Here is a 23,042-nt window from a genome sequence, read left to right on the forward strand (position 1 = left end):
TTTTCTTGTTTAGTATCACAGTGTATCAATCCCTATCAGATTACTAGGAGGTTTACCCAAATGAAAAAAATGGTTGCACTTTTATCGCTATTGTTAGCTTTCACGGTTGTACTTACCGCTTGTGGTACCAATAACAAAAATGAGGCAAACGATACCGACAATAAATCTTCATCACAAGAAAGTCTATATGACAAAGTCAAAAAAGATGGCGTATTAACTGTTGGAACTGAAGGTACATATCCTCCTTTCACATTCCACGATGATTCAGATAAACTAACGGGATTTGATGTTGAAATTGCTAAAGAAGTGGCAAAACGCCTTGGAGTGAAAGCTGAATTCAAGGAAACACAATGGGACGGCATGTTTGCAGGCTTGGATGCAAAACGTTTTGATATGATCGCAAACCAAGTGGGCATCGATGAAGACCGTCAAAAGAAATATGATTTCTCTGACCCATATATTCAATCAGGGGCCGTATTGCTTGTACACAAAGATAATACGGATATTAAATCCTTCGATGATTTGAAAGGCAAGACCTCTGCACAATCTTTAACGAGTAATTACAATGAGATAGCCAAATCACATGGTGCTGAAGTTACAGGCATTGAAGGGTTTTCTCAATCCGTACAGCTTATTGGTTCTAAACGTGTAGATGCCACGATCAATGACAAATTATCTTACCTTGATTATAAAAAGCAACACCCGGATGCACCTATCAAAGTCGCTGATGAGGAAGAAAGCGGAGTCCCAAGTGGTTTAATGTTCAGAAAAGACAGCGGCAAATTAGTGGAAGAAGTAAACAAAGCACTTAAAGCAATGGAAGACGACGGCACGTACGCGAAAATCTCGGATAAATGGTTTGGTGAAGATGTTTCTCCTAAGTAATATTTTCACCGACCCCGAGCGTATGGACCAGCTTGTTTCCATCGCTCAAACCTCCCTCTATCCCATGATAGAGGGAGCTATTCAACATACGATTCCACTAACATTGATCACATTCGTTCTCGGCCTTATTCTCGCTGTACTCACAGCATTGGCTAGATTATCTTCCATTAGAATCCTTCAAATAATTGCGCGTGTATATGTGTCGATCATCCGCGGGACACCTTTACTTGTGCAATTATTTATCATTTTCTATGGACTTCCAAATTTAGGTGTAACCATCAATCCTTTCATATCGGCTATTATAGGATTCTCTTTAAATGTAGGAGCATATGCTTCGGAAATTATCCGGGCAGCCATTTTATCCATACCAAAAGGGCAATGGGAAGCAGGCTATTCAATCGGGATGACATATACCCAAGCTTTAAAGCGCATCATTTTGCCTCAAGCTGCGCGGGTATCCATTCCCCCATTATCCAATACGTTCATTAGCCTTTTAAAAGATACATCGCTTGCCTCACTCATTCTTGTAACGGAATTATTCCGTAAAGCTCAGGAAATCGCTGCAAAAAACTATGAATTTCTACTACTTTACATGGAAGCAGCTGCTTTATATTGGATTTTGTGTACCATTCTATCTTTCATTCAAGGAAGTTTAGAGGACAGACTTAATCGTTATGTAGCAAAATAAGAACCGCAGTAGTTAAAGGAGATTTTAAAATGATCAACATTAAGAATCTTCATAAATCATTTGGTGACCTTGAAGTATTAAAGGGCATCGATTTGGAAGTGGAGCAAGGTAAAGTCATTGTATTGATCGGTCCTTCGGGTTCAGGTAAAACAACCTTTCTTCGGTGTTTGAATCTCCTTGAGGTACCAACGGACGGGACGATTGAAATCGATGAAACCATAATGGACTTCAAAAAACCCGTTAGAAAAAATTCGATTACATCTTTTCGCAGTTTAACAGGGATGGTTTTCCAAAGTTATAACCTCTTCCCCCACAAAACAGCATTGGAAAATGTAATGGAAGGACCCATCATTGTAAAAAACATAGCCAAACATCAAGCGAAGGAAACGGCTGCTGCCCTGCTTACAAAAGTCGGCTTAGGTGAGAAAATCGATTTTTATCCGTTTCAATTGTCCGGCGGACAGCAGCAACGAGTCGGAATTGCAAGGGCCCTGGCCATGGAGCCAAAGGTCATGCTATTCGATGAACCCACTTCCGCTTTAGATCCCGAACTGGTTGGAGACGTGTTACAGGTCATGAAAGACCTGGCGAAAGAAGAAGGCATGACAATGATCGTTGTAACCCATGAAATGCGTTTCGCCCGTGAAGTCGCCGACGAAGTCATTTTCATGGATGAAGGAAAAATAATGGAGCGTGGAACACCCGAGCAGATTTTCACAAACCCTAAAGAAGCGCGCACACGTAAATTCCTCAATATGATTCAATAAAAAAACGGTGCTATTCAAGCACCGCTCGCAGCCCCCCATTTTTAGAAATGGGGGGTTTTTTGCCCACCATCAAATTAATGAGATGCTTGAACCCGTCCAGTCTGTGTCCGTGCATGGTATAACTGAAAAAGAAGCAAAGCAAAAACGGAAAGGATCGCTCCCGATATAAATGGCAAATCAATCGAAATCGAAAATAACCAACCGCCTATCGGAGGACCTGCAATCCTGCCGAACGAGTCGAAGGAAGATAGCAGTCCAGTGACACTGCCATGGCCCGTCATGGAACTTTTGGTCAGCAGCGCCGAAATTGCCGGACGGATGAACCCATTTCCCACTCCGAAAATCGTCAGGAAGATCGCCGATGTCCAAAAACCGGAAGAAAACAGGATGAGAATGAAACCAACTGCCGATACGATGATTCCCATTCGGATGACCGCGCCTTCCCCATATTTCTTTGTCATCCTACCCACTAATCCACCTTGAACGATCGCACTGCCAAACCCCATGATCATAAAGATATAGCCTAATTGGACAAGGCTTATATCAGCCTTTTTGGCTGCAAAATAGGCAAAAGTCGTTTCGAGTCCTGCCATTGAAAGGGTGACGATCAATTGCAGAAAGAACATGGTTTTAAGAGGCCCTTTAAAGGCTTTCCACATGGACTCTTTATTTTTTGACTGTTGGGCCCTCTTTTCAACTGTATGTGATTCCTTCAGTAACGCAATCACTAAGAATAAAGTAATCAAAGAGGATATTCCAGCAATGTAAAACGGTAAATTCAAACTTGATTTGGAGAATACCCCGCCAATCGCCGGTCCAAAGATGAATCCAAGCCCTGTAGCTGCACCGATGATTCCCATCCCTTTTCCTCGATCTTCCGGCGTCGTGATATCAGCCACATACGCCATTGCGGTCGGCATGTTTGCCGATGACAAAATCCCGCCAATGATCCTTGCTACAAATAATACCCATAAGGAATCTGCCGAAGCCGTGATAAAAAACGAAAGAGCCAAGCCAGCAATCCCGATTATCATGACAGGCTTACGTCCTATCCGGTCAGATATACGTCCCCACACCGGGGCAAAAAATAATTGCATTAATGAATAAACAGCCATTAAAAGTCCAAGCTCAGTAGGACTGCCACCAACCTTTTCTGCAAGAAACGGAATGACGGGAATGATGATCCCAAATCCGACCATGACTAAAAACATCACTAAAAAAAGAACGGGTAACACCTTTTTTGTTTCCATTATTTTTTTCTCCTTTTACTCTTCCACATTCGCTGCATACGGCAATGAACTCCTGAATCATATTACTTAGCATAATCTTCCTAACAATACTTTAAACAGTTTATCATACAACCTTTACCAAATCAGTATGAAGCACGATCTTCTTTCGAAACTCCTTTAAACTAAATAAAGATCTGGCATCAGAATCCTCATTTCAACAATACATTTTGAACGCTGTGTAGGCAGCGCTTGTTTTACCATATGTTTTTTTTATATTTTCCACTTTTAATAATGGTTCCATTTGTTTCACCTCTTCAGTATTGTTGATACTTATACTTTACATGCCCATTCTTACAGCATCTTTGTGCCAACCTTACAGCAAGCTTAAATCCATAAAAAAAACGCCTGCCATTTTTATAGGAAGACGTTTTTTTATGGATTTTTTAAAAGTAAAAGTACTTAACTTTGCTTCAGAAGCCTGCGATCGATTACAAAATTACCAAATGGAATGAATGAAACGATGAAAATCATCGCCATTTTTAAAAAGGACCATTTTGATATGATGCTCACATACAGTAATAAAAGCCCAAATACGACAAATAAGAAACCATGGATGCTGCCTAAAATGAGTGTTGCTTCCCCAATATCCAATATGTACTTAATCGGCATACCAATGGCAAGCAATAAAACATATGAGATTCCCTCAATTATTGTAATAAACCGAAACCAACCAATAGCTGTCGAAAACATTCGCTCATCCCCTTATTCATTGTACAAGTACGGCACACAAACAGACTTCCAGCTTCTTGTCCCCAATCCAAAATCTATTACTTTATCATATTATATTACTGTGACATCCACTAATAAATAGTACCAGGTTTGCCTAAAAATAGAACAACAAAAGCCCAATCCAAGGATTGGGCCTGTCAACAGCGCAAGGTTCGAATTTACTTAAATACGTTCAATTCCGAAACCAATTCGCTCCCTCATCCATATGCACGAAGGGAATATCCGTATCAATTACACCTTTGATTCGTTTTAACTCAACATCTTCCCCTTCAAGCCATTTCGCAAAATCTATTGAAGTCGGCTCCTGGTTCCCTCCCAAGGCAATCCAAGCTTTCATCTCCTTAGGTAAATAAGCGGATGTATGAATTGTTCCTGCCCAGCTGCTATATAAATCCGAGAAGACACCTTGATTGGTATCATTAAACAACCTATAAGCATCGTAGGCAGATGAGAGTTTCCCTTTTTGATCTTTGATGATCTCCAATCGGCGTTTCGAATCGATAAGATGGTTACGGTTTTCATTTTTCATGATTTCAAAGTGATTTGTACAGGCATTTGACGTGCGCACCTCTACATTTCTCGGGGAGGTTTCAACGATATAGGTACTTCCGCTTTTATCATAGACGACGTAAGTGAACGAATGACGATGCGGGATTTCCTTCAACATCGCGACCGCTTCCTGAACGTTCGCACAAGATTCAATAATCAGTCTGCCAATCATGCAGCAAATGAAACCATCACCAGGGTTCTTGCGATTCATGAAGTTATAGCCTATCACCAAACCTTTTTCATTCATTCCATCCATCCGACCAGTCCCTCGCTGACTCGGGCCGATGCTTGAATATCCTTGATCGGTTGGCTGGAATAAGACATAGCGTCCTTCATAGGTCTTTGGGTGGTAATCATAATTGCGAATGAGATAATCATCGCCTGTCAGGATGGAACAGCCCGACCGAACATAATCCAATCGGTATCCACCAAACTCTTGCAGCACGCGGTCAATTGGCCATTTCAGCGCTTCTTGCAACCCCAGTAATTCTTCCCAAACTCCAGGGGCGAATTGTGTAATTGCTTTCTTGACCTCTTCTTCATCAACCGTAAACCGAGGCTGCCTGATCTTCCACTGATCTTCACGATTTTTTACCGTTAGTGAATCTTTTAATTCCTCCCCTTGCATGTATCCAAACTCATAATGTGTACCCCGAAATTGTATGACATCACTATATATTTGCTTCACGGCTTATCCCTCATTTACAGTAGTTGCTATTCAAGTTAAGAATACTTGAAGTATTGTTGAAAATAAAGAAGATAAGCCTTTAAAATTCATGAAACAACTCACCACCCCGTACCTCCCTGATAATCTGTAACTAGGCATATTTATGAGGGGGACGGATCTGGAGATGGAATTTACTGCACTCCATGGCGTGGCGATGGCAATGAACCTTTTTGGTCACGGAATAGCATTATCAGGGTAAACAAGAAATAGAAATAGGCACCAAAGCATTCAAGGAATTTAAGGTTAAGAGTGGAGTTAAGATGCATAAAGGGCAGTTTGCTTATTTTAATGGGATTGTTAACAAGCTTATGAATGACCTTTACTTTGATGCTGAGTTTATACACAACTTTAATTGAACATAAGAGGCAGGATAGTTGAGGAAGGATTCACTTTAATAAGACGAAATTTTACTATATTTGAGGAGTCCTGCTTATGGAAAACTTATTCCAAAGATAGAAAAGACCTGTTTCATGTTGTAATAGGGTATATGAATTCTCCTTTTGATTTTTGACTCGTCTTACAATGCCGTATAAGTAAGGAACAAAAAAAGGCCTGGTAATACAGACCTCTTGTCGTAACCTATTTCGGGAAAGTGATTCCACTAATAAAACCAACTACCTTTTAGATTTATCTTTTATAGTTTTTGCTATTGCTAAAAAAACTATAAATCCGATAATACCCACGAAACCTAATATATTAATTATCGTAGACAATCCGATTCTTCCTTTCCGTTAATGATCTTATTCTTTATTTTGAATAACAACTCTAAAGGAACCAAAAGTTTGTTGACTCTCGTAATTATCAATTGATGCTTCATAAGGAAAAAACGGGAAATTGATGAGTTGGAAATTATTTCCTCATTCAACGTCAGGTAGATTAAAATCAAAAAGAAAGATGTCTAGTTTCTGGTGGAACAGTGGTATATAAGACTCCTGTGTTATCTATGACCGGAACTTGTTCCCAATCTTTTAAAGCTATGATTGCATATCTGATCTCTTCATTCGTCTCATTTCCGGCAGAGAGCTTAAGCTTCTTGCCTTCTTTTTCAGTCATAATTGATTGCAACTTTTCCTAGCTATTTGTGATAGATATATTTTCATTTAATCCATCCTTCACAATAGCATCCAGGTTTTACTTCCTTTACTTTATTAACATCTTTTCCGCTGTCAGCTTTGTTGATGGAATACCGCATACTTAAAACTTGTTCTGAAATTCCTGCCTTAATTAGATCGAGCTCCTTCAATTTACACACTGGCTTTTGCACGATTACAAAAGTCAATTCACTGGAGTCGGAACGAATAGGAACAGCAACATTGAAGTTTATGGAGCTGTTAGGTTTCATATCAAAGAAATATTTATTTACGTCCTGCTCCTTATTTTTAAAACTTTAAATTTTACTTGTTTATAATCTTCAAAAACAAGTAAAGCATACTTTCTGTCCTCATCAATGTCGTTGTCTACTGAGGCAACAACTGACACTTCATTGTCTGTACTATTAAGTGTACTTCCTTCATCGATAACTTTACCTTTCAAATTTTTCAACCCATATCCAACCGAACCATAATCAGGCGCATTCGTTGCTTCACGTTCTTGTTCAATCAACCATATCAGAAGTGCTTAGTTCTTTATGTGGAGATGAAAGAATAAAACCAGTAAAAAACTCCAAGCAATAACAACACTGATCTTTTCAAGAATTTAATTGAATATCAAGAAACTGCTAATTTCATTTTTTATTATAATTGGTTTAGAGATTCAGATATCGAAAATAAGTTAAATAGGCAAAAAAGAATAAGAAAAACGACCATTAAACAGGGATTAAAGTTATTGAAAGGTAATGTAGAATGACTCATTTCTATAAAGCATTCATAGGTAAGCCCTCTCGTTAGAGAAAGGGCTTTTTCATCTTAATCCTCTACGATCACGTCAATAATCTCATCAAACTAAATATACTCAAAGGAACTATCTTTCATCTGAACACCCAACTCTTTCGTAACAGGATGAATGTACACACAGTATCCATGCCATTCTTTTGAATTTCCCTCATTATGTAATGTAAAACTTATTGGTAAATGATATTCCATCGCATAGTGAATATTGTTTTCAAACTCTTCAACCTGGTATTCATCAAGGATAGGTTTTTTCATTTAAAGCTTTATGTTCCGGCATAATTAATGATGCTTGCCATTTAACGAGCTCTCTATCACGAATTGTACTCATCAGAAAGGTCCCTCCTTTACATCCATCATGTACGAACGGGCGTTCCTGATAAAATCAGAAAAAAATCCCTTCCTAGTTAAGGAGAAGGGTTTTTTTTAAAGGGTTGATCTATTGCCATAACCGTTGCCCTTCTTCCGCAGCCAATGCATCTGCTTTGGTAACATGAACAGTGCTAAATGGATGGTTAGGAGGAGCATATATCGAATAAAGTTTTAGAGGAATATTACCTGTATTGGTTATATTATGCCATGTGCCAGCAGGTATCATTATTGCATAATCATCATAGACGCTTCTTACAAAATTTAAGTTTTCCTTTCTATTACCCATTTGAACAACCCCTTGACCTTGTTCTATACGTAAAAATTGGTCAACGTTTGGGTGAATTTCTAAACCAATATCTTCACCAACTTTAAGACTCATCAATGTAACTTGCAAATGTTTTCCTGTCCATAAGGCTGTACGGTAGGTAGTGTTTTGTTTCGTAGCCTCATTGATATTCACTACAAATGGTTTATGTCCATAATCTTTTACCTCAATATTATTTCTTCCGTTTGATGATTGTAAAAAAACCAAATTGTTAGCATTATTAAAACTCCAATAAGCAGGATTTCTTACATAGTTATACATCGGAACATTAACATAATAAGAATTTTGATATTGATAGGGATGGATATAAGGAACATAGTACATTTTTTTTCAACCCTTCACAGTTTATAAAATTATAATATGCACTTGTTAAGTGAATGTACTTGAAACATAAAAAAGCCCCCACTCAAATCGAGTAAGGGCTTTATATTATGCAGTAAACAATTCAGTGAAAGTAGCTTTCCCTGCTTGCCTATCTGCAGAGATCTGACCAAGCAATCTCTTCTAAAACTCGATATTTACATCATAAGTGAAAATTAGATAAGCCTTTAAAATTCATGAAACAACTCACCACCCCGTACCTCCCTCATAATCTGTAACTAGGCATATTTATGAGGGGGACGGATCATGGAGATGGAATTAACGGCACTCCATTGGATTTATGTTGTATTCATTGCATTGATAATCGGGTTTATGGTAAGACGTCGTGATACTACCCTCATCTGCATAGTTGGTATTTCCCTTTTGGCTTTAGTGGCTACAGGCAGTTTAGCATCTTCCATTAGCGGGATATTCAACAGCTTCATTTTCGCAATCACGGAATTAATGTCCACGATTTTAATCATTTCAATCATCGTTGCCATGAGCACGGTTTTAACGAAGTCGGGCATTAATGATGTCATGATTGCACCTTTTGCGAAATTCATTAAAAATCCTACACTTGCCTTTTGGGTAATCGGAATCGTCATGATGATGATATCCTGGTTTTTCTGGCCATCACCTGCCGTTGCCTTATTGGGTGCCGTTCTGCTCCCCGTTGCTTTACGGGCTGGTTTGCCTGCCCTTGGCGTGGCAATGGCGATGAACCTTTTTGGTCACGGAATAGCATTATCAGGGGATTTCATCATTCAGGCTGCCCCTAAACTAACGGGTGATGCGGCTTCCATACCAGTCGGTGATGTCATCACTGCGAGCATCCCCCTTGTCATTACAATGGGGGTCGTCACCACCATCTCCGCCTTTATCCTTTTAAAGCGGGATATGAAGCTGGGAAAAATCAAGGCGGCGGATACTGAGGGGATTGTCCAAGAGCAGACAATCAGTGAAAATCTGCTCACGCTGGGACAAAAGAAGTTTTTTGCTATTTTCATTCCGATCGCCTTTCTGTTGGATGTTGTGGCATTGTCGATCTTGAAGCTGCAAGGCGGAGATGCAACGGCATTGGTTGGGGGTACTGCCGTTTTCATTTTGCTGATTTTATCCCTTGTAGCACATAAACAACAAGGACTTGAAAAATCAACGGCCTATTTGATTCAAGGTTTTCAATTTGGCTTCAAAGTATTCGGACCCGTCATTCCGATCGCTGCATTCTTCTATCTAGGTGATTCTGGGTTCAATCAGATCATCGGTGACTACTTACCAAAAACATCCCTCGGCATCGTTAATGACCTCGGTGCCGCCTTAGCGGCCTCCGTTCCTTTAACGAAAGAAATAGCCGCCGTCACATTAACGGGCATCGGTGCCATCACCGGCTTGGATGGATCGGGCTTCTCAGGCATTTCTTTAGCGGGTTCTGTCGCCAAACTTTTTGGCACGGCAATCGGAAGCGGAACCGCAACCTTGACCGCACTCGGGCAAATAACCGCGATTTGGGTTGGCGGAGGTACACCTTCTTCGACTAAAAACATTTCTTGCGTCTACCGGAAAACACAAAAAAGCACAGCGCGTATAAATAGTGTTGGACCACTAACTATACCGTCCGCCTACTCACGATAGGCAAACACTTGCTGTACCCTTATCCACATTTTACAATATGTGCTGGGTTGGAGCAACGTTTGTCATGATCAATAATGGTGAACGTTGCTTTTTTGTTTCCAAAAAGGAGACAGCATCTAGTATGAAAAAACGTATAGACGTAATAGCCAATGAAGAATCTTATAACAACCTTTCATCTTTAAAAGATATTGAAGAATTAAATAAAACGGTAAGAGTATATAGAGACACTATTCGTATGTCTATTAAGCGTACAGATGTACAAGCCAGACTTATCGCTTTACTAGAAGTTCTAAAACGTCACAGCTGCAAGCAAATCGGCGTGAGCTATATGTGTAAGAATACAATTGCAGATAAGCTTGAAGTATCTTATAAAACTGTTCAACGTTTAATGAAGAAACTTGAAGACCTTGGCATGATCCGCCAAGTACCCATGAAGAGAAAAAAAGATATGATGCAAACAGCCAATGCCATTATTATTCAACCTGCGGAAGATGAAATGTCCTACAAGCCCCATGTAAAAGAGTCCAAGAAGTGTCCGGCCATTAAAACAACTACTTCTTTCTTAAAACTAAATATTAAAAACAATAAACGTAAAGCCGCTGCTCATTTCTTTCATGTGGATACTCAAGAAAACTCTTTAAAAAATGCAAATTTCGTAGCCCATTGGGTTCCTGATGTATTCAGTAACCTAGTAGGTTCATTCTACGAAAAGGCTGAAACTATACAGGAATTTTGGAAGGTAATTAAACAGTGTAATAAAGTGATTGATTATTCCACTAACAAAAGAGCATTTACAGGTAAACAGGAATTAGAAATCGGCACTAAATCATTTAAGGAATTTGCTATGAAGGTGAAGAGTGGAGTTAACATGCATAAAGGGCCATTTGCATACTTCAATGGGATTGTAAACAAGATTATGAATGACCTTTACTTTGATGCTGCATTTATGGACAACAACAATTAATTTTTTGATAATACACTTGATGAACAGGGGCAGGGATAATCGATGAAATTAAAAAGCAACCCTTATATATTCTTGAGTTGCTTTTCCTTTTAGTTCTATAGTTCATTTTTAATTGTTCGTACCCATAGAATCAAGTTATGGATACATTCGATAACAGAGACCAGCCCGATAAGAAAAATAAACCTTTTGGCAATTTAATTGCCGAAGTAAATATCCCTTATAATAAAAAAGGTAAAGCAAGGGTTGGCGCAGATAACCTAAATTATAATTTTCAAAAAGAAATAAAGGTATTCTCAATGGGGTGTGAATTTTGAACATAAATATCAAGGTTTATTTACATTCAAAAGGAACAAAGTTCTTACAAAGTGGCAGCTTCCCTGTTCCTAATTCAGATTTTAAAAAGGATCCTGATTGGACAGCAGCTATTGCGGCATACGAGTGGATTCAGCAAATTAATATTAACTTTGCAGCAAGTGAAGATTTTCGAATAAATCAGGTAACTTATAACGAAGATATTGATATTACAGAGTTAGTTAAGAAGGTTAAGCCTATTATTTAGAATGATTTCCCTTTTTATATAAAAAGCAGCCCCTCTCCTTAGGAGAAGGGCATTTTTTAAGCGTTTTTTTTCACCTTATGGCCTATAATTTGAGACATTAATTTTTGTTTTTCAACTTCTCTGTCATAAATAGTTTTTCTTTCCTCTTGAATGATGGATTCTAACTTATAAAGTAAGTCATCTTTAAAATAATATCTATATTCAGCCTCTAATCCATCTTGTAGGTAGCAAAAAGTATGAGCTATTATTACTTCATTAACTTTCTCAAAATTAACTCTGGTATAATTTGGTAAATTAAGATTAGTTAGAAGTGTTTGTGGCGTCAGTTTGAGACTGTACGTTTCTTCAAATAATTTTTCAATTAGTTCAATCATAATCACTTCTCCTTTATATAATGTTTTAATTCATTTACTACAAAATCAGTATATGTTTCGACTTGCTTAATAGCTCTTTCAAAATCGTCTAACTTCCAATCTTTTCTGTTCTTTCTATTGAATTTCAACAGTGACATATTAAGATATTTCCCCAACGTGGCTCCGTTATCATCTTTGTTATCATATGGTACTTTATCAGAGTTAGCAATAAAATGATGGCGCACTTCAGTAATTTCCCGACTATTTAAATTGAGTTTGAAGTAAGAAAGAATATCTGGTATTATTTCCTCATTAATCTTAGAGTTCAACAAAGAGCGAAGGTTTTGTTGATATAAATCCGGACGCAATAATCTCTCAGTTTCAGCATCACTTTTCACGTTCATTTGTTTATTTAAACTAATGGCCAATTCTTCTGTTACTCCAAAATCAGACATTAATTTTTGGATTCTTTCTTGTTCTTCAGCTAATTTATTTTCTCGTCTTTTGATAAGCATTGTGTCCATAAAAGTGTCCGTACTTGTTAAATAGGAATCAGATTCTGCCGTATTTCCAAAATCAAGATCATCAAGAGGTGTAGTGGGTTTTAATGTTTTTTCACTTTTATATTTTTTCTTCATTTCCTTAATTACGTTGCTTCTATCTATTTCATTTTTATATCTTTCCCACAGATCATCTAAATTTAATTCTTTATGATGAATTACTTGCGCAATATTATCTTCTTCGTTCACTGTATATCCATCACTAATGGAGACAGACCTTAAAACCCTTCCTATAAACTGCTGATATGGGAGGTCAGACTTAAAAGGTCTAAAAATCGCTGCAATTGTTAAAAATTTATGGTCATATCCTTCACCTAACAGTGCAACATTGACAACAACTTCAACCTCATGTGTTTCAATTTTATCGAATTCTTTTTTTAATTCACTTTTTTCCATTTTGCTATGGACAATTGCAGTTTTTAAACCCTTTTGTTCATAAATCCCTTTTAATTGTTCTGCATGTTCAATACTACAAGCAACTGCCACAATTTTATGGGGATTATTATTCGTCATATCTTTTTTAACGTTTAGCATACTTATTGACCGTTCAACAACACTCATATTACTTTTATATGATAAGGCAACACTTCTGGCAATCCAATCCTCTGGTTTTAAATCCATTACTTCTTCTAGGGAATATAATTTATCATCATTCTTATCCAAAGTAAAAGACATCTTCTCAGGTACGTGTGTGAATCTTTCTAAAGATTTTACATATCCATTTGCCATGGCTTGCCCAAGCCTATAACAATATATTTCTTCCCCTTCAATTTTAACACCATCACTTCTGAAAGGAGTACCGGTTACCTTTAAGATCTTGGCATCCGAAAAATACTTAATAGCATTTTTCCATGTATGTGCTTCAGAATGGTGTGCTTCATCAATAATTATCATATCGAAGAAGGATTGATCTACTTTTTTAAGCAATGAACTTTCTAATCTCTCTTGTAGCTTATGAACATTCAAAATGACCAAATCAGCACTTTCTAAAATATCCTGACTTAATTTCCCGGAATATTCAATTACCGTTGGTAGTTCATACTTACCAGAAAACACTTTGGTTGATAACCAAAAATTCAACGGATACATGGGATCTAATGAGCCTAGAACTGTATCTTTTACAACTGTTTGAGGAGTTATAATTAAAACTCTTTTTTTAGCTATTCCATAAGGGGCAATCGCCATTAACCCAGTTTTTCCTGATCCTGTGGGTAATACAATTATTGATGTTCTATCATTGTCATCATTCGAATAATGTTTCAACATTTGTTCATATGCAAATATTTGTGGATCTCTTAAATTCACATTACTTCTGATATGCGGATTTGCAACTAAATAATGATTCATAATATTCCTCCCCCTCAAATCTTCTTAGTATTATTTTCCTAATTTAATAATGTTACCATATATTCTACTTCGTTTTGGTAACTTCTTCAAAAAATACAAATACTATATAAAAGAATTAAGTAAGATAAGCCCCTCACAATTAAGAGAAGGGCTTTGTATATTAATCCTCTACGATCACATCAATAATCTCATCAAACTGAATATACTCAAAGGAACTATCTTTCTTCTGAATTCGCAACTCTTTCGTGACAGGATGAATGTACACACAATAACCATGCAATTCTTGTAGGTTTCCCTCATTATGTAAAGTAAAACTTATTGGTAAATGATATTCCACCGCAAAGTGAATATTGTTTTCTAACTCTTCAACCTGGTATTCATCAAGGATAGGCTTTTTATTTAAGAAATAATCAACCTCACCTATTTTTTTATTTAAAGCTTTATGTTCTGGCATAATCAATGCTGCTTGCCATTTAATGAGCCCTCTATCACGAATTGTCCCCATCAGAATAATCCCTCCTTCCATCCATTATACACGAACAGTTGTTCTTATAAAAAGCAGAAAGAAATTCCTTTGAAAATGAAATAACAAAGGAATTCCTCTGAAAGGTGTAACTAGTAAAAAATGTTTTAGAATTAAATATATATTTGAGTTATTATTCTAACGGAGTATATTCATACTCCACATTTTTTTTGTCGTAAACTTGATTACTTTTTTGTGTATTAAATACACCTTTGGTATCAATCCATAAATCATTGATTGTATTTGGGTGTCCAGGATCTTTGTTAGGAATACCTACCCATGAATAAACAGGGAACTTCCATTTTTTTACTTCCCCTGTAATTCTAGAAGCCACTTCAATATAATCAAGTTTCCACGCTGGACTATCGTTATTGAATGATTCTACGTATAAATATAGCTCCTTTATATCACCTAAAAATTCATCTGTTATTAGACCATATGTCCATGAGCTTCCTCTCTCAGCATCCCGATATCTTTCATAATCTAAGTAGTAATCTCCAGCTGTAGCTTGATTACCAATAAGCCTAAGATAAGCATTTTCATCAGTACCTGCACCTTCCTCGTTAGCTGTATACACAGTCACATTATAAGTGTGGGGCATAATTTTACTCCTCCTTGTTATAAGTTAGAAAGTTCTTTTGTTTATTAGTTAGAACATCAATTTTTACACAATACTTAAACATGTTTTTATACAATAGAGAACTTCCTACATAAGATTTCTCTGTTATTTAACTTTTTATGATTGTATAATCATCATTCCAAATACCAGTATTAGAATCCCTGAATATATGAGCCAACTGAGTTTCATTATCACATAATGCCACAACCTCTAGGTTACCAGGGGTACCATAATTACTTTGTATTAAGCCAACAGCATCAACTTCCCCTAATTCTGTAGCAAAAATAGTTCCTTTACTCCAACAAGGATTGAGTTCATCATTATTTCGAGAGAAATGGACAAGTCCACCGGAAGCCAGAGGAATAATTAATTCAAAGTTTCCTTTTGTTCCATATTGGCTCTGAAGAAAAGCTGGGTTTCCTCTAAAAAATAACTTTGGGTTACTTGGTTCACAAAATTCTAGAGCTAATGGTTTACTCCATATACCAGTATTAGAATCACGGGACATATGAGCTAACTTTCTTCTAGTATCATGTAATACCACAACCTCTAAGTTACCAGGGGTACCATAATTACTTTGTATTAAGCCAACAGCATCAACTTCCCCTAATTCTGTAGCAAAAATAGTTCCTTTACTCCAGGACAGTTTGGGATTATCGTTATCTCGCCAAAAATGAGCAAGTCCATTCCTTGAAAGAGGCGCAACTAATTCAAAGTTTCCTTTTGTACCAAAACGACTTTGTATAAATGCAGGATGTCCATTAAAAGTTAACTTCACATTATTTGTATCATAAAGTTCGAGTAAAGAAATGTTACTCCATTTTTTTGTTTCAGAATACCGAGTTATATAAGATATATGGCCCCTATCGTCTAATGCTATAACTTCAAAATTTCCGGAATAATTACTTTGTATTAGTTTTGTACTTATAAATTTATAAGTATTAGGAACATTTATATCAGAGGAAGTCCAATTTGAACTAGCATTATCATTATTTCGGCAAAAGTAAGTAATATCACCAGTAGAAAGAGGAACAACTAATTCAAAATTCCCTTTAGTCCCTACATTACTTTGTATAAACATTGAACTTCCTGAGACAGCGCCAGCAAAAGTTGGATCTTGGTATACTAAAAATGATGATCTTGGTCCTTTGAGGCAGGCATCCATACGAGCAACTTGCCCTTGTGTAAACATATACATGTCCTTATCAGCTGTATAATCCATAAAATTCATGTACATATCACCGTGTGGCCCATTACTACAAGTAATATGTGTACCAGAAGGAGGCGGATTATAATTAGCCATTTCTTGTGTTGGCGTATCGTCAACAAAATCAGTATCCTCACATAATGCTATTTTACTGTCATGCTTTCCCCAAATATGATATAAGTTTAGCCAATGTCCAATTTCATGAGTAGCTGTTCTGCCAAGGTTAAAGGGTGCTCTGGCACTACCGGTTGTGCCAAATGCTGAATGTCTTATAACAGATCCGTCTAATTCAGGGGCACCCCCTGGTAATGTGGCAATTCCTAAAATTCCAGTAAGTTCACATAACCATATATTTAGAAATTGATTTGAAGGGCGAGGGTTCGCTCCTCCAGTAGTGGCTGATTTTACATCGTTAAGATTTGTTTTTGAGAAACTTGAAACTGTCGTTATAGTTCTCGTAATTTCACTCAGTACAAATTCAATGCGAGCATCACCAGTTATTCCAATCCAATGAGAAGGTACTTTACCTAAATCAGAATTCCTTCCTCGAAAATCCAAATTTAAAACATCAATTTGACTGTTGATTTGTGCATCTGTAACAATATTTGGAGTTTGATGCACAATATGAACCACAATCGGGATTGTAATTACGTTTCGATTCGAAATCATGTGATTACCCATTATATAATCATTACTGAATTTTTCAATCTTCATTCTTTCTTCAGCATATGCCTCTGATTGACTTAACAACCAATTATGATAATCCATAGTGCCACAAGAACGTGTCATTTGTTTTCACCCTCAAATAATGATTAACTTACTTTTATATGATTCTCACTCTAATCATAATTTATTTATAATTTCTTTCTATTTAAATTTTGTAAAAAAATAACATTATTACAAATTAATTACTATGATAATTTTTAAGGCTGAAGATTAAAATATTAAAATGGAGAATATTGATAAGGATTAATCTAATCATTTAAACCACTGGAATTATAATAAGGGTTAGGAATTACATAAATGAGTTATTGAGATCCTCATCTCCTTTAATGATCTAACCAGCACCTTTAGTTCATTAAGAAATTCAATTAACAGCGCTTCAACAAAAAAAGCCCCTACTCTTAGCGAGTAAGGGCTTTTATTAATCCTCAACGACCACATCTGTAATTTCTTTAAACTGAATTTTCTCAAAGGAGCTATCTTTCTTCTGGATTCGTAACTCTTTTGTAACAGGATGAATGTACACACAGTATCCATGAAATTCTTTTGGATTTCCCTCATTATGTAATGTAAAACTTATTGGTAAATGATATTCCATCGCATAGTGTATATTGTTTTCAAACTCTTCAACCTGGTATTCATCAAGGATAGGCTTTTTATTTATGAAATAATCAACCTCACCTATTTTTTTATTTAAAGCTTTATGTTCTGGCATAATCAATGCTGCTTGCCATTTAATGAGCCCTCTATCACGAATTGTCCCCATCAGAATAATCCCTCCTTCCATCCATTATACACGAACAGTTGTTCTTATAAAAAGCAGAAAGAAATTCCTTCCTTGGGCTAGATAAATATTGATTTTTGAACAAATAAAAGAGACCACATATTGCGGTCTTCCTTTATGCCCTATGGAACTACTCTCCACAAATGCTTCTTTTGTGGCTGCTTCTTCTAAGGATTACTTAAATGGGACACTTACTCCGATTATTCCGATTATTTTTTAACAGCTCTTGGCCGCAGCTTCTTTCATTTTTGGGATTAATCGTGCACTTGGCGCGACCATGGGTGAGTGTGTTTATTTCGACATTCAGGACCGCATGTAGCAGTTTTAAATATCTCTTTTATTGGAAATGATTTTCCGCAAATCACACATTTTCTATTAACGGTTTTGCTTTTAGCAACTTCTTCTTTATATTTATACTTACTACGGCAAGTTTTCTTGCAAAATCTAGTGTTTTTATGTTGATTTGTAAATTTGATAGACTTTCCGCATCCCTTGCAAGTTCTTGTTAAGACTTTTATTTCTTTCCTGCCATCCCACGGTTCGCCCGTGCCTTTATATAGTTCTTCAAGGGTAATAACACTACCAGTTCCCTTGGAATTATTTTCCTCAGCTGTTATCAGTCTAAGATTAAAATGATGTGACAGGACCGGAGCTGGAACCCCATTTAAATATCCATCGTGAATACTATATTTGTGGTCAATTTGCATACCTTCGGGACGTTCTGTTCCATAGAATCGGTTAGCAATTCTCTCACAAGCCTTTTTATATTCGCCGTAATCTTTTAAATGAGCCATTTCATATCTTAATTGGGCTTTTTCTGATCTCTTTTTATTTATTTCCTCCAATTTTTTCTTATGCTTTTTTTGAAGAGTAGGGTCATTTGCCCACCTCTCCTTACCTTGTTTAATATTATTTTCGGCCAGTAATTTCTGATGGCTTTCAAGTTGAGCTAGTTCGATACCGGCCTCTTTAAGTCTCTTTGTAATGGATTTACGATTTACTCCAAAAAACTCTGCTACTTCATAAATAAACATTCCTTCATTTATTTTCTCAATAATTTTCTCCACCGTGAGAGATCCCCCTAATTTACTTTCAAAATTAGTCCTTAACGACTCTCCTTTTGAACGAATAGGAATATTATATTCATTTAAACGTTTTCTGATTGTATTAACATGGCAATTAAACTTTTTACTAATGGTATTTAGACTCTGTTTTTGATTTATATAAAGTTCGATTAATTCTTCTTTTGAAATATGCAATTTTGGCATTATTAATCACTCCTCATACAAATAATGTCAAATGATAGGGTTACTTTCAAGAAGAATTGAGATATTTAACATGGTATATATTACCAATAATTCCCCCCTTTGTTCATTAAGAAATTGAATAACACATTTAACAGTGCATCAACAAAAAATAGCCCCTACTCAAAGTAAGGGCTATTTATTATGCTACAAACAATTTAGTGAAAGTAGCTTTACCTGCCTTCTTATCTGCAGTTATCTTTCTAGCTTTCTGGAATTTAGATAATGCTGATTCAGTTCCTTTTCCGAAGATAGAATCAAGTGATCCAGGGTTATATCCTTCCATATAAAGTGCAGCCTGTAGGATCCATGTAAGATTGCCTTTTGCACCTTTTTCAACAGTAACGATGGCAGCCTTAGTCTTAGCTCCCCATTTCCCATCCACAACCAACTTTTTATTAAATTGTTTATTAAGTTCAGTTTGTAGTGCTTTGATAAGTGATGATTTTGTTTTAGGGCCATTAAATCCATCCACAATAAGACCAGCTGCATAACGGCTATTTAAAGTTTTTTGAATGGATTTAATTGTTTCATCTCCACTGTTCGAAGTTTCGTCCTCCTCATTTATTTCTGGTTGTACAATAACCTCTATAGCATTTCCAAAATTGATTTTCTGACCTATTTTTAATTTAGTTGGATCGATACCTGGATTTGCTTTTATTAAATCTTCAACTTGAACCCCGCCTGTTCCATCCTTATGTGCAATGCTCCATAAAGTATCACCTTCTTGGATTGTATAAACATCAGGAGCCGGTGCTGGTTTGGATGGAGTTTTTGAACCTTTCCAATCAAAAGCATCTCTGTAGTTATACTGACAGCAGGCTTTCCAACTATAACCTGGCATTTCATTATGGGCATTATCATATTTCCCAATCCCATCTATTACAAGTGCAGTGTGAAGTTCTGCAATACTGGCAAGTGTGGCATCATCCATAGTGTCGTATCGATAATCTCCAGCAACGCAGATACCAAGGGAGAACTGATTGCTATTCCCCACATGATAGGTCCTGCGGTCGATATCGTTCGCATATACAATCCTAGCTCTTTTACCGTTTGGTGTGTTAATAACATTCTTGGGCTCGATAACAAATGTATACCCGATGCCAGGCCACCCCAGCGTGTTTACATGGTAACCCGCGAAGCTTGCAGCATCAGAACCACCCAAATCTTTCTTTGTTAAGGAATGGTGCCAAACTCGGTGGGTAATTGCTTTTGTGCGTTTTGAATAAGTGCCTTTGGATATTAATTTACCTCTTTTATCAACCAATTGATGAAGTTTAGTAAAATTCATTTTCCATCGTCTCCTTTTAATTTAAATTCAAAGAAAAAGCCGCCCGGTGGGCAGCTTATTTTAATCCATTCTTTTTCAAGACTTCTTCTTGTTTTTGAGCTTTCTTAGTCACTAAATATTGATTTTTATATACTCCATATAAAGCAAACCCAAGAGGGACTGCAGCAGTAAGGAAGTTAATAAATGAGTTGATTGTATTTTCATTAAACCATTCAAACTGATAACCTAGCGATTGAAAAAATAAAAGCAGTGCCCCGAGAGCACCGCCAATCATTGCTACATATTGTTTTATTTTATCCATAAATATTATCCCCTAAATGTTTTTAATTGCTGCATAAAAAATGGCTACGGCTCCACCAATTAACGCAACAATTAGAGCGTTAGTAATTGTTCTCCGTAACCATTTCGTATCATCTTTAATATCAGTTAAGTCTGTTTTCATTTCTCGAATATCGTGATCATGAAGCATAGATTTGTCTTGAAGGTTTCTGATATCCTGTTTCATTAATACCCTATCAGCCTTTAATTCATCGATATCATTTTTAACCGCCTGTTGCCATGTGTCCAAAGAATTCTCCTCCAATGTCCATGACCCCCTTTAATAAATTCTCTCTATATATTTATCTTTGCTTCTAAAGCTGCTAGTCGTGCTTCTAGGTTGGATATCTTCTCATCTTGAGACTTGACTTGTTCTTTTAGTAAAGTGATTTCCTCTTTCTGATCACGTACAACAGGAATAAGCAAAGTCCAAAGGCGGTCATACATTAGCCCCTCTACTTCGCGAGTTCCATCTTCATTAAATTCGTATGTCGCATATTCCGGAAGTCCTGCCGCTATAACATCTTCAGCGATTAAGCCTGAAACTCGTTCTAATTGGGGAATATCAAGTTCTGCCCAATCAACAACCTCACCAGCATGCTCCCTTGTAAGTGCATCGGCATAAGCTTCCGTAGCTGCTTTGTCATACCATGTTTTAGGATTAAGGTCTAATATCTTGTACGGGTCCAATTTCGAATCATCAATTTCTAGCTTATATTTAGTAGCCGATGTTGTCCGACCAATTACCCCAGACGATGTTACATACATATTGGCTGCAGGAGAATATGTACGGTTGAATACGGTTATCGACTGAACGTATGGGCTTGTAGCGTCGGAACCTAGGTGCATCTCTGCTCCTCCTGTCGAATTCAGTAAAGACAGTTTTCCTTCTGCTTCGAAACTTCCACCTGAATTTTGGATTACGTATCTGTTACCCGTAATATAGAAGTTACCTGTTAATCCAATGGTGGCTCGTCTAGTTGTTCCTGTGAAAAATTGAAGTTGTCCAGCAGCATTACTACCATCATCCGGTGATTCTTGAATCTTCCAACCATTACCGCCTAACCACTCAATTCCCTCATTATTACCAGGGTCGTTAAAGGTTAAATGGTTGACGTTATTAATGCTTTTGTTGTTCATGTTCAAATCGCTTCCGAGTCCTGCCACTGTCAATTGACCACCAATGGCTACGTTACCATTAAGTGATGCTAGACCATTTACTATCAGTTCACTAGTGGTCACTTTGGGTGTTTCCAAGAACTCAGCCCTAATGTTTGTTTGATGTTTAAGGGTGGCATTGGGATTAAGTTCGGTAAACAGAATATATTTTGGTGCAAGATCTATTTCATATATTCCGATACCATTAGCATCATGACCAACCATAAATATAGCACCATCATTAATGTGAAGGTCGTCGGCATTTGCCCGGGATATAATATCAGGGTTTTTATCGGTTACAAATATCTCTCCCTCTTTCATTTGTACAAATGTGGTACCGTCACCCCAAATTGGCTTATTGGTTACTTTCAAGGTAGAACCAGAAATATCAACACCTTTTATACTACCAGCAGTAACGTTACCAATGTTTGCAGATATAGCCGATAGAGTACTAACAGATAGTTTACTAGCATCGATCACACCAGCCGCAATTTTATCAGCAAGGATTGCTCCAGCTGCTATCTGAGCAGCACCTATAGCCCCAGCTTTTATATGTGTTGCGTCTATTACTCCAGCAAGGATTTTGGTTGCTGTTACGGCGTTCGCCGCTAGTTCACTTGCTGTTATTGCATTAGCTGCTATCTGATTTGCTGTTAATGTGTTCGTTGCTATTTTACTAGCGTCTATTACACCTGCTGCTATCTTATCGGCGATGACTGCACCAGCCGCAATTTGACCTGCTCCGATTGCTCCAGCTGATATATGTGTTGAGTCTATTGCTCCAGCTAGTATTTTTTCCGATGTTACTGAATTTGCAGATAAAGCGATTGCCATGATACTACCTGGTACAAATAAAGACCCATCTAAAATAGTACTACCTGGGACTACCATATGGGTACCACTCTTATTAAGAAATACTAATAAATCATCGGGTCCCAGTGATGGAAATGCATTCGAACCGTAAAAACTATGAGGGTCTGCAAACTTCCAATAAATATAAGCCAGATTTGTACTAGCGTTTTCTACGTTGTATACTTCGCCTTTATAACTGATACCAACATCCGACCACTGTATATAACCGTTGGATGGAGTGTTATCAAGTACTTGCATAGCCATGTTG

The 23,042-nt window shown here is 37.0% G+C and carries 25 protein-coding genes and 1 pseudogene; 8 read left to right on the top strand and 18 right to left on the bottom strand.

Going from position 1 to position 23,042, the window contains the following annotated elements; genetic code table 11:
- The first annotated feature begins 60 nt into the window (after positions 1 to 60).
- From ACIQZD_RS21900 to ACIQZD_RS21910, 3 genes are read left to right on the top strand one after another with little or no spacing between them, the layout of a single operon-like run.
- On the top strand, positions 61 to 885 hold the full coding sequence (locus ACIQZD_RS21900) for an amino acid ABC transporter substrate-binding protein (RefSeq protein ID WP_402906377.1): 825 nt from the start codon (positions 61 to 63) through the stop codon (positions 883 to 885).
- Positions 869 to 1,573, top strand: coding sequence for an amino acid ABC transporter permease (locus ACIQZD_RS21905; protein ID WP_402906624.1), 705 nt, complete (start codon positions 869 to 871; stop codon positions 1,571 to 1,573). Before ACIQZD_RS21900 ends, ACIQZD_RS21905 begins: the two co-directional genes overlap by 17 nt.
- Positions 1,574 to 1,602: 29 nt before the next feature.
- Positions 1,603 to 2,340, top strand: coding sequence for an amino acid ABC transporter ATP-binding protein (locus tag ACIQZD_RS21910; protein ID WP_402906379.1), 738 nt, complete (start codon positions 1,603 to 1,605; stop codon positions 2,338 to 2,340).
- A gap of 74 nt (positions 2,341 to 2,414) precedes the next feature.
- On the opposite strand, the gene ACIQZD_RS21915 is transcribed toward ACIQZD_RS21910, so the two are convergent.
- The 3 genes from ACIQZD_RS21915 to ACIQZD_RS21925 form a co-directional block, all read right to left on the bottom strand.
- Positions 2,415 to 3,590 carry an MFS transporter gene (locus ACIQZD_RS21915; protein WP_402906381.1) on the bottom strand — a complete coding sequence of 392 codons (1,176 nt, stop codon included), beginning with the start codon at positions 3,588 to 3,590 and terminating at the stop codon, positions 2,415 to 2,417.
- Positions 3,591 to 4,028: 438 nt separating this feature from the next.
- The gene (locus ACIQZD_RS21920) at positions 4,029 to 4,319 is read right to left on the bottom strand and encodes a DUF3817 domain-containing protein (protein ID WP_034305497.1); all 291 of its coding nucleotides are present in this window, start codon (positions 4,317 to 4,319) and stop codon (positions 4,029 to 4,031) included.
- 211 nt (positions 4,320 to 4,530) lie between these two features.
- Entirely contained in the window at positions 4,531 to 5,595 is a 1,065-nt protein-coding gene (locus tag ACIQZD_RS21925) for a C45 family autoproteolytic acyltransferase/hydrolase (protein WP_402906384.1), read from the bottom strand.
- Positions 5,596 to 5,834: 239 nt separating this feature from the next.
- Here ACIQZD_RS21925 and ACIQZD_RS21930 point away from each other — a divergent pair.
- Positions 5,835 to 5,990: pseudogene (locus ACIQZD_RS21930) on the top strand (helix-turn-helix domain-containing protein); the annotation flags it as partial.
- A gap of 526 nt (positions 5,991 to 6,516) precedes the next feature.
- On the opposite strand, the gene ACIQZD_RS21935 reads toward ACIQZD_RS21930, so the two are convergent.
- The 4 genes from ACIQZD_RS21935 to ACIQZD_RS21950 all read right to left on the bottom strand — a co-directional run bounded on the left by ACIQZD_RS21935 (position 6,517) and on the right by ACIQZD_RS21950 (position 8,541).
- Positions 6,517 to 6,687, bottom strand: a complete 171-nt coding sequence (locus ACIQZD_RS21935; RefSeq protein ID WP_402906386.1) for a hypothetical protein — start codon at positions 6,685 to 6,687, stop codon at positions 6,517 to 6,519.
- Between the two features lie 306 nt (positions 6,688 to 6,993).
- A complete protein-coding gene (locus tag ACIQZD_RS21940) occupies positions 6,994 to 7,236 on the bottom strand; it encodes a hypothetical protein (protein WP_402906388.1) in 243 nt (80 codons plus the stop codon).
- 338 nt (positions 7,237 to 7,574) lie between these two features.
- Positions 7,575 to 7,778 (bottom strand): YolD-like family protein, encoded by a 204-nt coding sequence (locus ACIQZD_RS21945; RefSeq protein ID WP_402906390.1) that lies wholly within the window; start codon positions 7,776 to 7,778, stop codon positions 7,575 to 7,577.
- 181 nt (positions 7,779 to 7,959) lie between these two features.
- Positions 7,960 to 8,541, bottom strand: a complete 582-nt coding sequence (locus ACIQZD_RS21950; RefSeq protein WP_402906392.1) for a cupin domain-containing protein — start codon at positions 8,539 to 8,541, stop codon at positions 7,960 to 7,962.
- Positions 8,542 to 8,844: 303 nt separating this feature from the next.
- Between ACIQZD_RS21950 and ACIQZD_RS21955 the strand changes: the two genes are divergently transcribed.
- From ACIQZD_RS21955 to ACIQZD_RS21970, 4 genes are all read left to right on the top strand, one after another.
- A complete protein-coding gene (locus ACIQZD_RS21955) occupies positions 8,845 to 10,212 on the top strand; it encodes a hypothetical protein (RefSeq protein WP_402906394.1) in 1,368 nt (455 codons plus the stop codon).
- A 121-nt stretch (positions 10,213 to 10,333) separates the two neighbouring features.
- Positions 10,334 to 11,176 (top strand): helix-turn-helix domain-containing protein, encoded by an 843-nt coding sequence (locus tag ACIQZD_RS21960; RefSeq protein ID WP_402906396.1) that lies wholly within the window; start codon positions 10,334 to 10,336, stop codon positions 11,174 to 11,176.
- A 137-nt stretch (positions 11,177 to 11,313) separates the two neighbouring features.
- Positions 11,314 to 11,490 (top strand): hypothetical protein, encoded by a 177-nt coding sequence (locus ACIQZD_RS21965; RefSeq protein WP_402906398.1) that lies wholly within the window; start codon positions 11,314 to 11,316, stop codon positions 11,488 to 11,490.
- The gene (locus tag ACIQZD_RS21970) at positions 11,487 to 11,735 is read left to right on the top strand and encodes a hypothetical protein (protein ID WP_402906400.1); all 249 of its coding nucleotides are present in this window, start codon (positions 11,487 to 11,489) and stop codon (positions 11,733 to 11,735) included. Before ACIQZD_RS21965 ends, ACIQZD_RS21970 begins: the two co-directional genes overlap by 4 nt.
- Before the next feature lie 56 nt (positions 11,736 to 11,791).
- On the opposite strand, the gene ACIQZD_RS21975 is transcribed toward ACIQZD_RS21970, so the two are convergent.
- The 11 genes from ACIQZD_RS21975 to ACIQZD_RS22025 form a co-directional block, all read right to left on the bottom strand.
- Positions 11,792 to 12,109: a hypothetical protein gene (locus tag ACIQZD_RS21975; protein WP_402906402.1), complete on the bottom strand. Its 318-nt coding sequence runs from the start codon at positions 12,107 to 12,109 to the stop codon at positions 11,792 to 11,794.
- Positions 12,110 to 12,111: 2 nt separating this feature from the next.
- On the bottom strand, positions 12,112 to 13,995 hold the full coding sequence (locus ACIQZD_RS21980; RefSeq protein ID WP_402906404.1) for a DEAD/DEAH box helicase: 1,884 nt from the start codon (positions 13,993 to 13,995) through the stop codon (positions 12,112 to 12,114).
- Between the two features lie 160 nt (positions 13,996 to 14,155).
- Positions 14,156 to 14,500, bottom strand: coding sequence for a YolD-like family protein (locus ACIQZD_RS21985; RefSeq protein WP_402906406.1), 345 nt, complete (start codon positions 14,498 to 14,500; stop codon positions 14,156 to 14,158).
- Between the two features lie 151 nt (positions 14,501 to 14,651).
- Positions 14,652 to 15,119, bottom strand: coding sequence for a PLAT/LH2 domain-containing protein (locus ACIQZD_RS21990; protein ID WP_402906408.1), 468 nt, complete (start codon positions 15,117 to 15,119; stop codon positions 14,652 to 14,654).
- A 127-nt stretch (positions 15,120 to 15,246) separates the two neighbouring features.
- Positions 15,247 to 17,133 carry a zinc metalloprotease gene (locus tag ACIQZD_RS21995; protein WP_402906410.1) on the bottom strand — a complete coding sequence of 629 codons (1,887 nt, stop codon included), beginning with the start codon at positions 17,131 to 17,133 and terminating at the stop codon, positions 15,247 to 15,249.
- 355 nt (positions 17,134 to 17,488) lie between these two features.
- Positions 17,489 to 17,833, bottom strand: coding sequence for a YolD-like family protein (locus tag ACIQZD_RS22000; RefSeq protein WP_402906412.1), 345 nt, complete (start codon positions 17,831 to 17,833; stop codon positions 17,489 to 17,491).
- Positions 17,834 to 18,105: 272 nt separating this feature from the next.
- On the bottom strand, positions 18,106 to 19,119 hold the full coding sequence (locus ACIQZD_RS22005; protein ID WP_402906414.1) for a hypothetical protein: 1,014 nt from the start codon (positions 19,117 to 19,119) through the stop codon (positions 18,106 to 18,108).
- A 178-nt stretch (positions 19,120 to 19,297) separates the two neighbouring features.
- Positions 19,298 to 20,446 (bottom strand): peptidoglycan-binding protein, encoded by a 1,149-nt coding sequence (locus tag ACIQZD_RS22010; RefSeq protein WP_402906416.1) that lies wholly within the window; start codon positions 20,444 to 20,446, stop codon positions 19,298 to 19,300.
- Between the two features lie 55 nt (positions 20,447 to 20,501).
- Positions 20,502 to 20,747: a phage holin gene (locus ACIQZD_RS22015; protein WP_402906418.1), complete on the bottom strand. Its 246-nt coding sequence runs from the start codon at positions 20,745 to 20,747 to the stop codon at positions 20,502 to 20,504.
- Positions 20,748 to 20,759: 12 nt separating this feature from the next.
- A complete protein-coding gene (locus ACIQZD_RS22020; protein WP_402906421.1) occupies positions 20,760 to 21,029 on the bottom strand; it encodes a hemolysin XhlA family protein in 270 nt (89 codons plus the stop codon).
- Between the two features lie 29 nt (positions 21,030 to 21,058).
- Positions 21,059 to 23,038, bottom strand: a complete 1,980-nt coding sequence (locus ACIQZD_RS22025) for a hypothetical protein (protein ID WP_402906423.1) — start codon at positions 23,036 to 23,038, stop codon at positions 21,059 to 21,061.
- Positions 23,039 to 23,042 lie beyond the last annotated feature (4 nt).

Origin of the sequence: Peribacillus sp. NPDC096447 (assembly GCF_044762725.1) — a bacterium.
In the GTDB taxonomy this organism is placed as follows: Bacteria; Bacillota; Bacilli; order Bacillales; family DSM-1321; genus Peribacillus.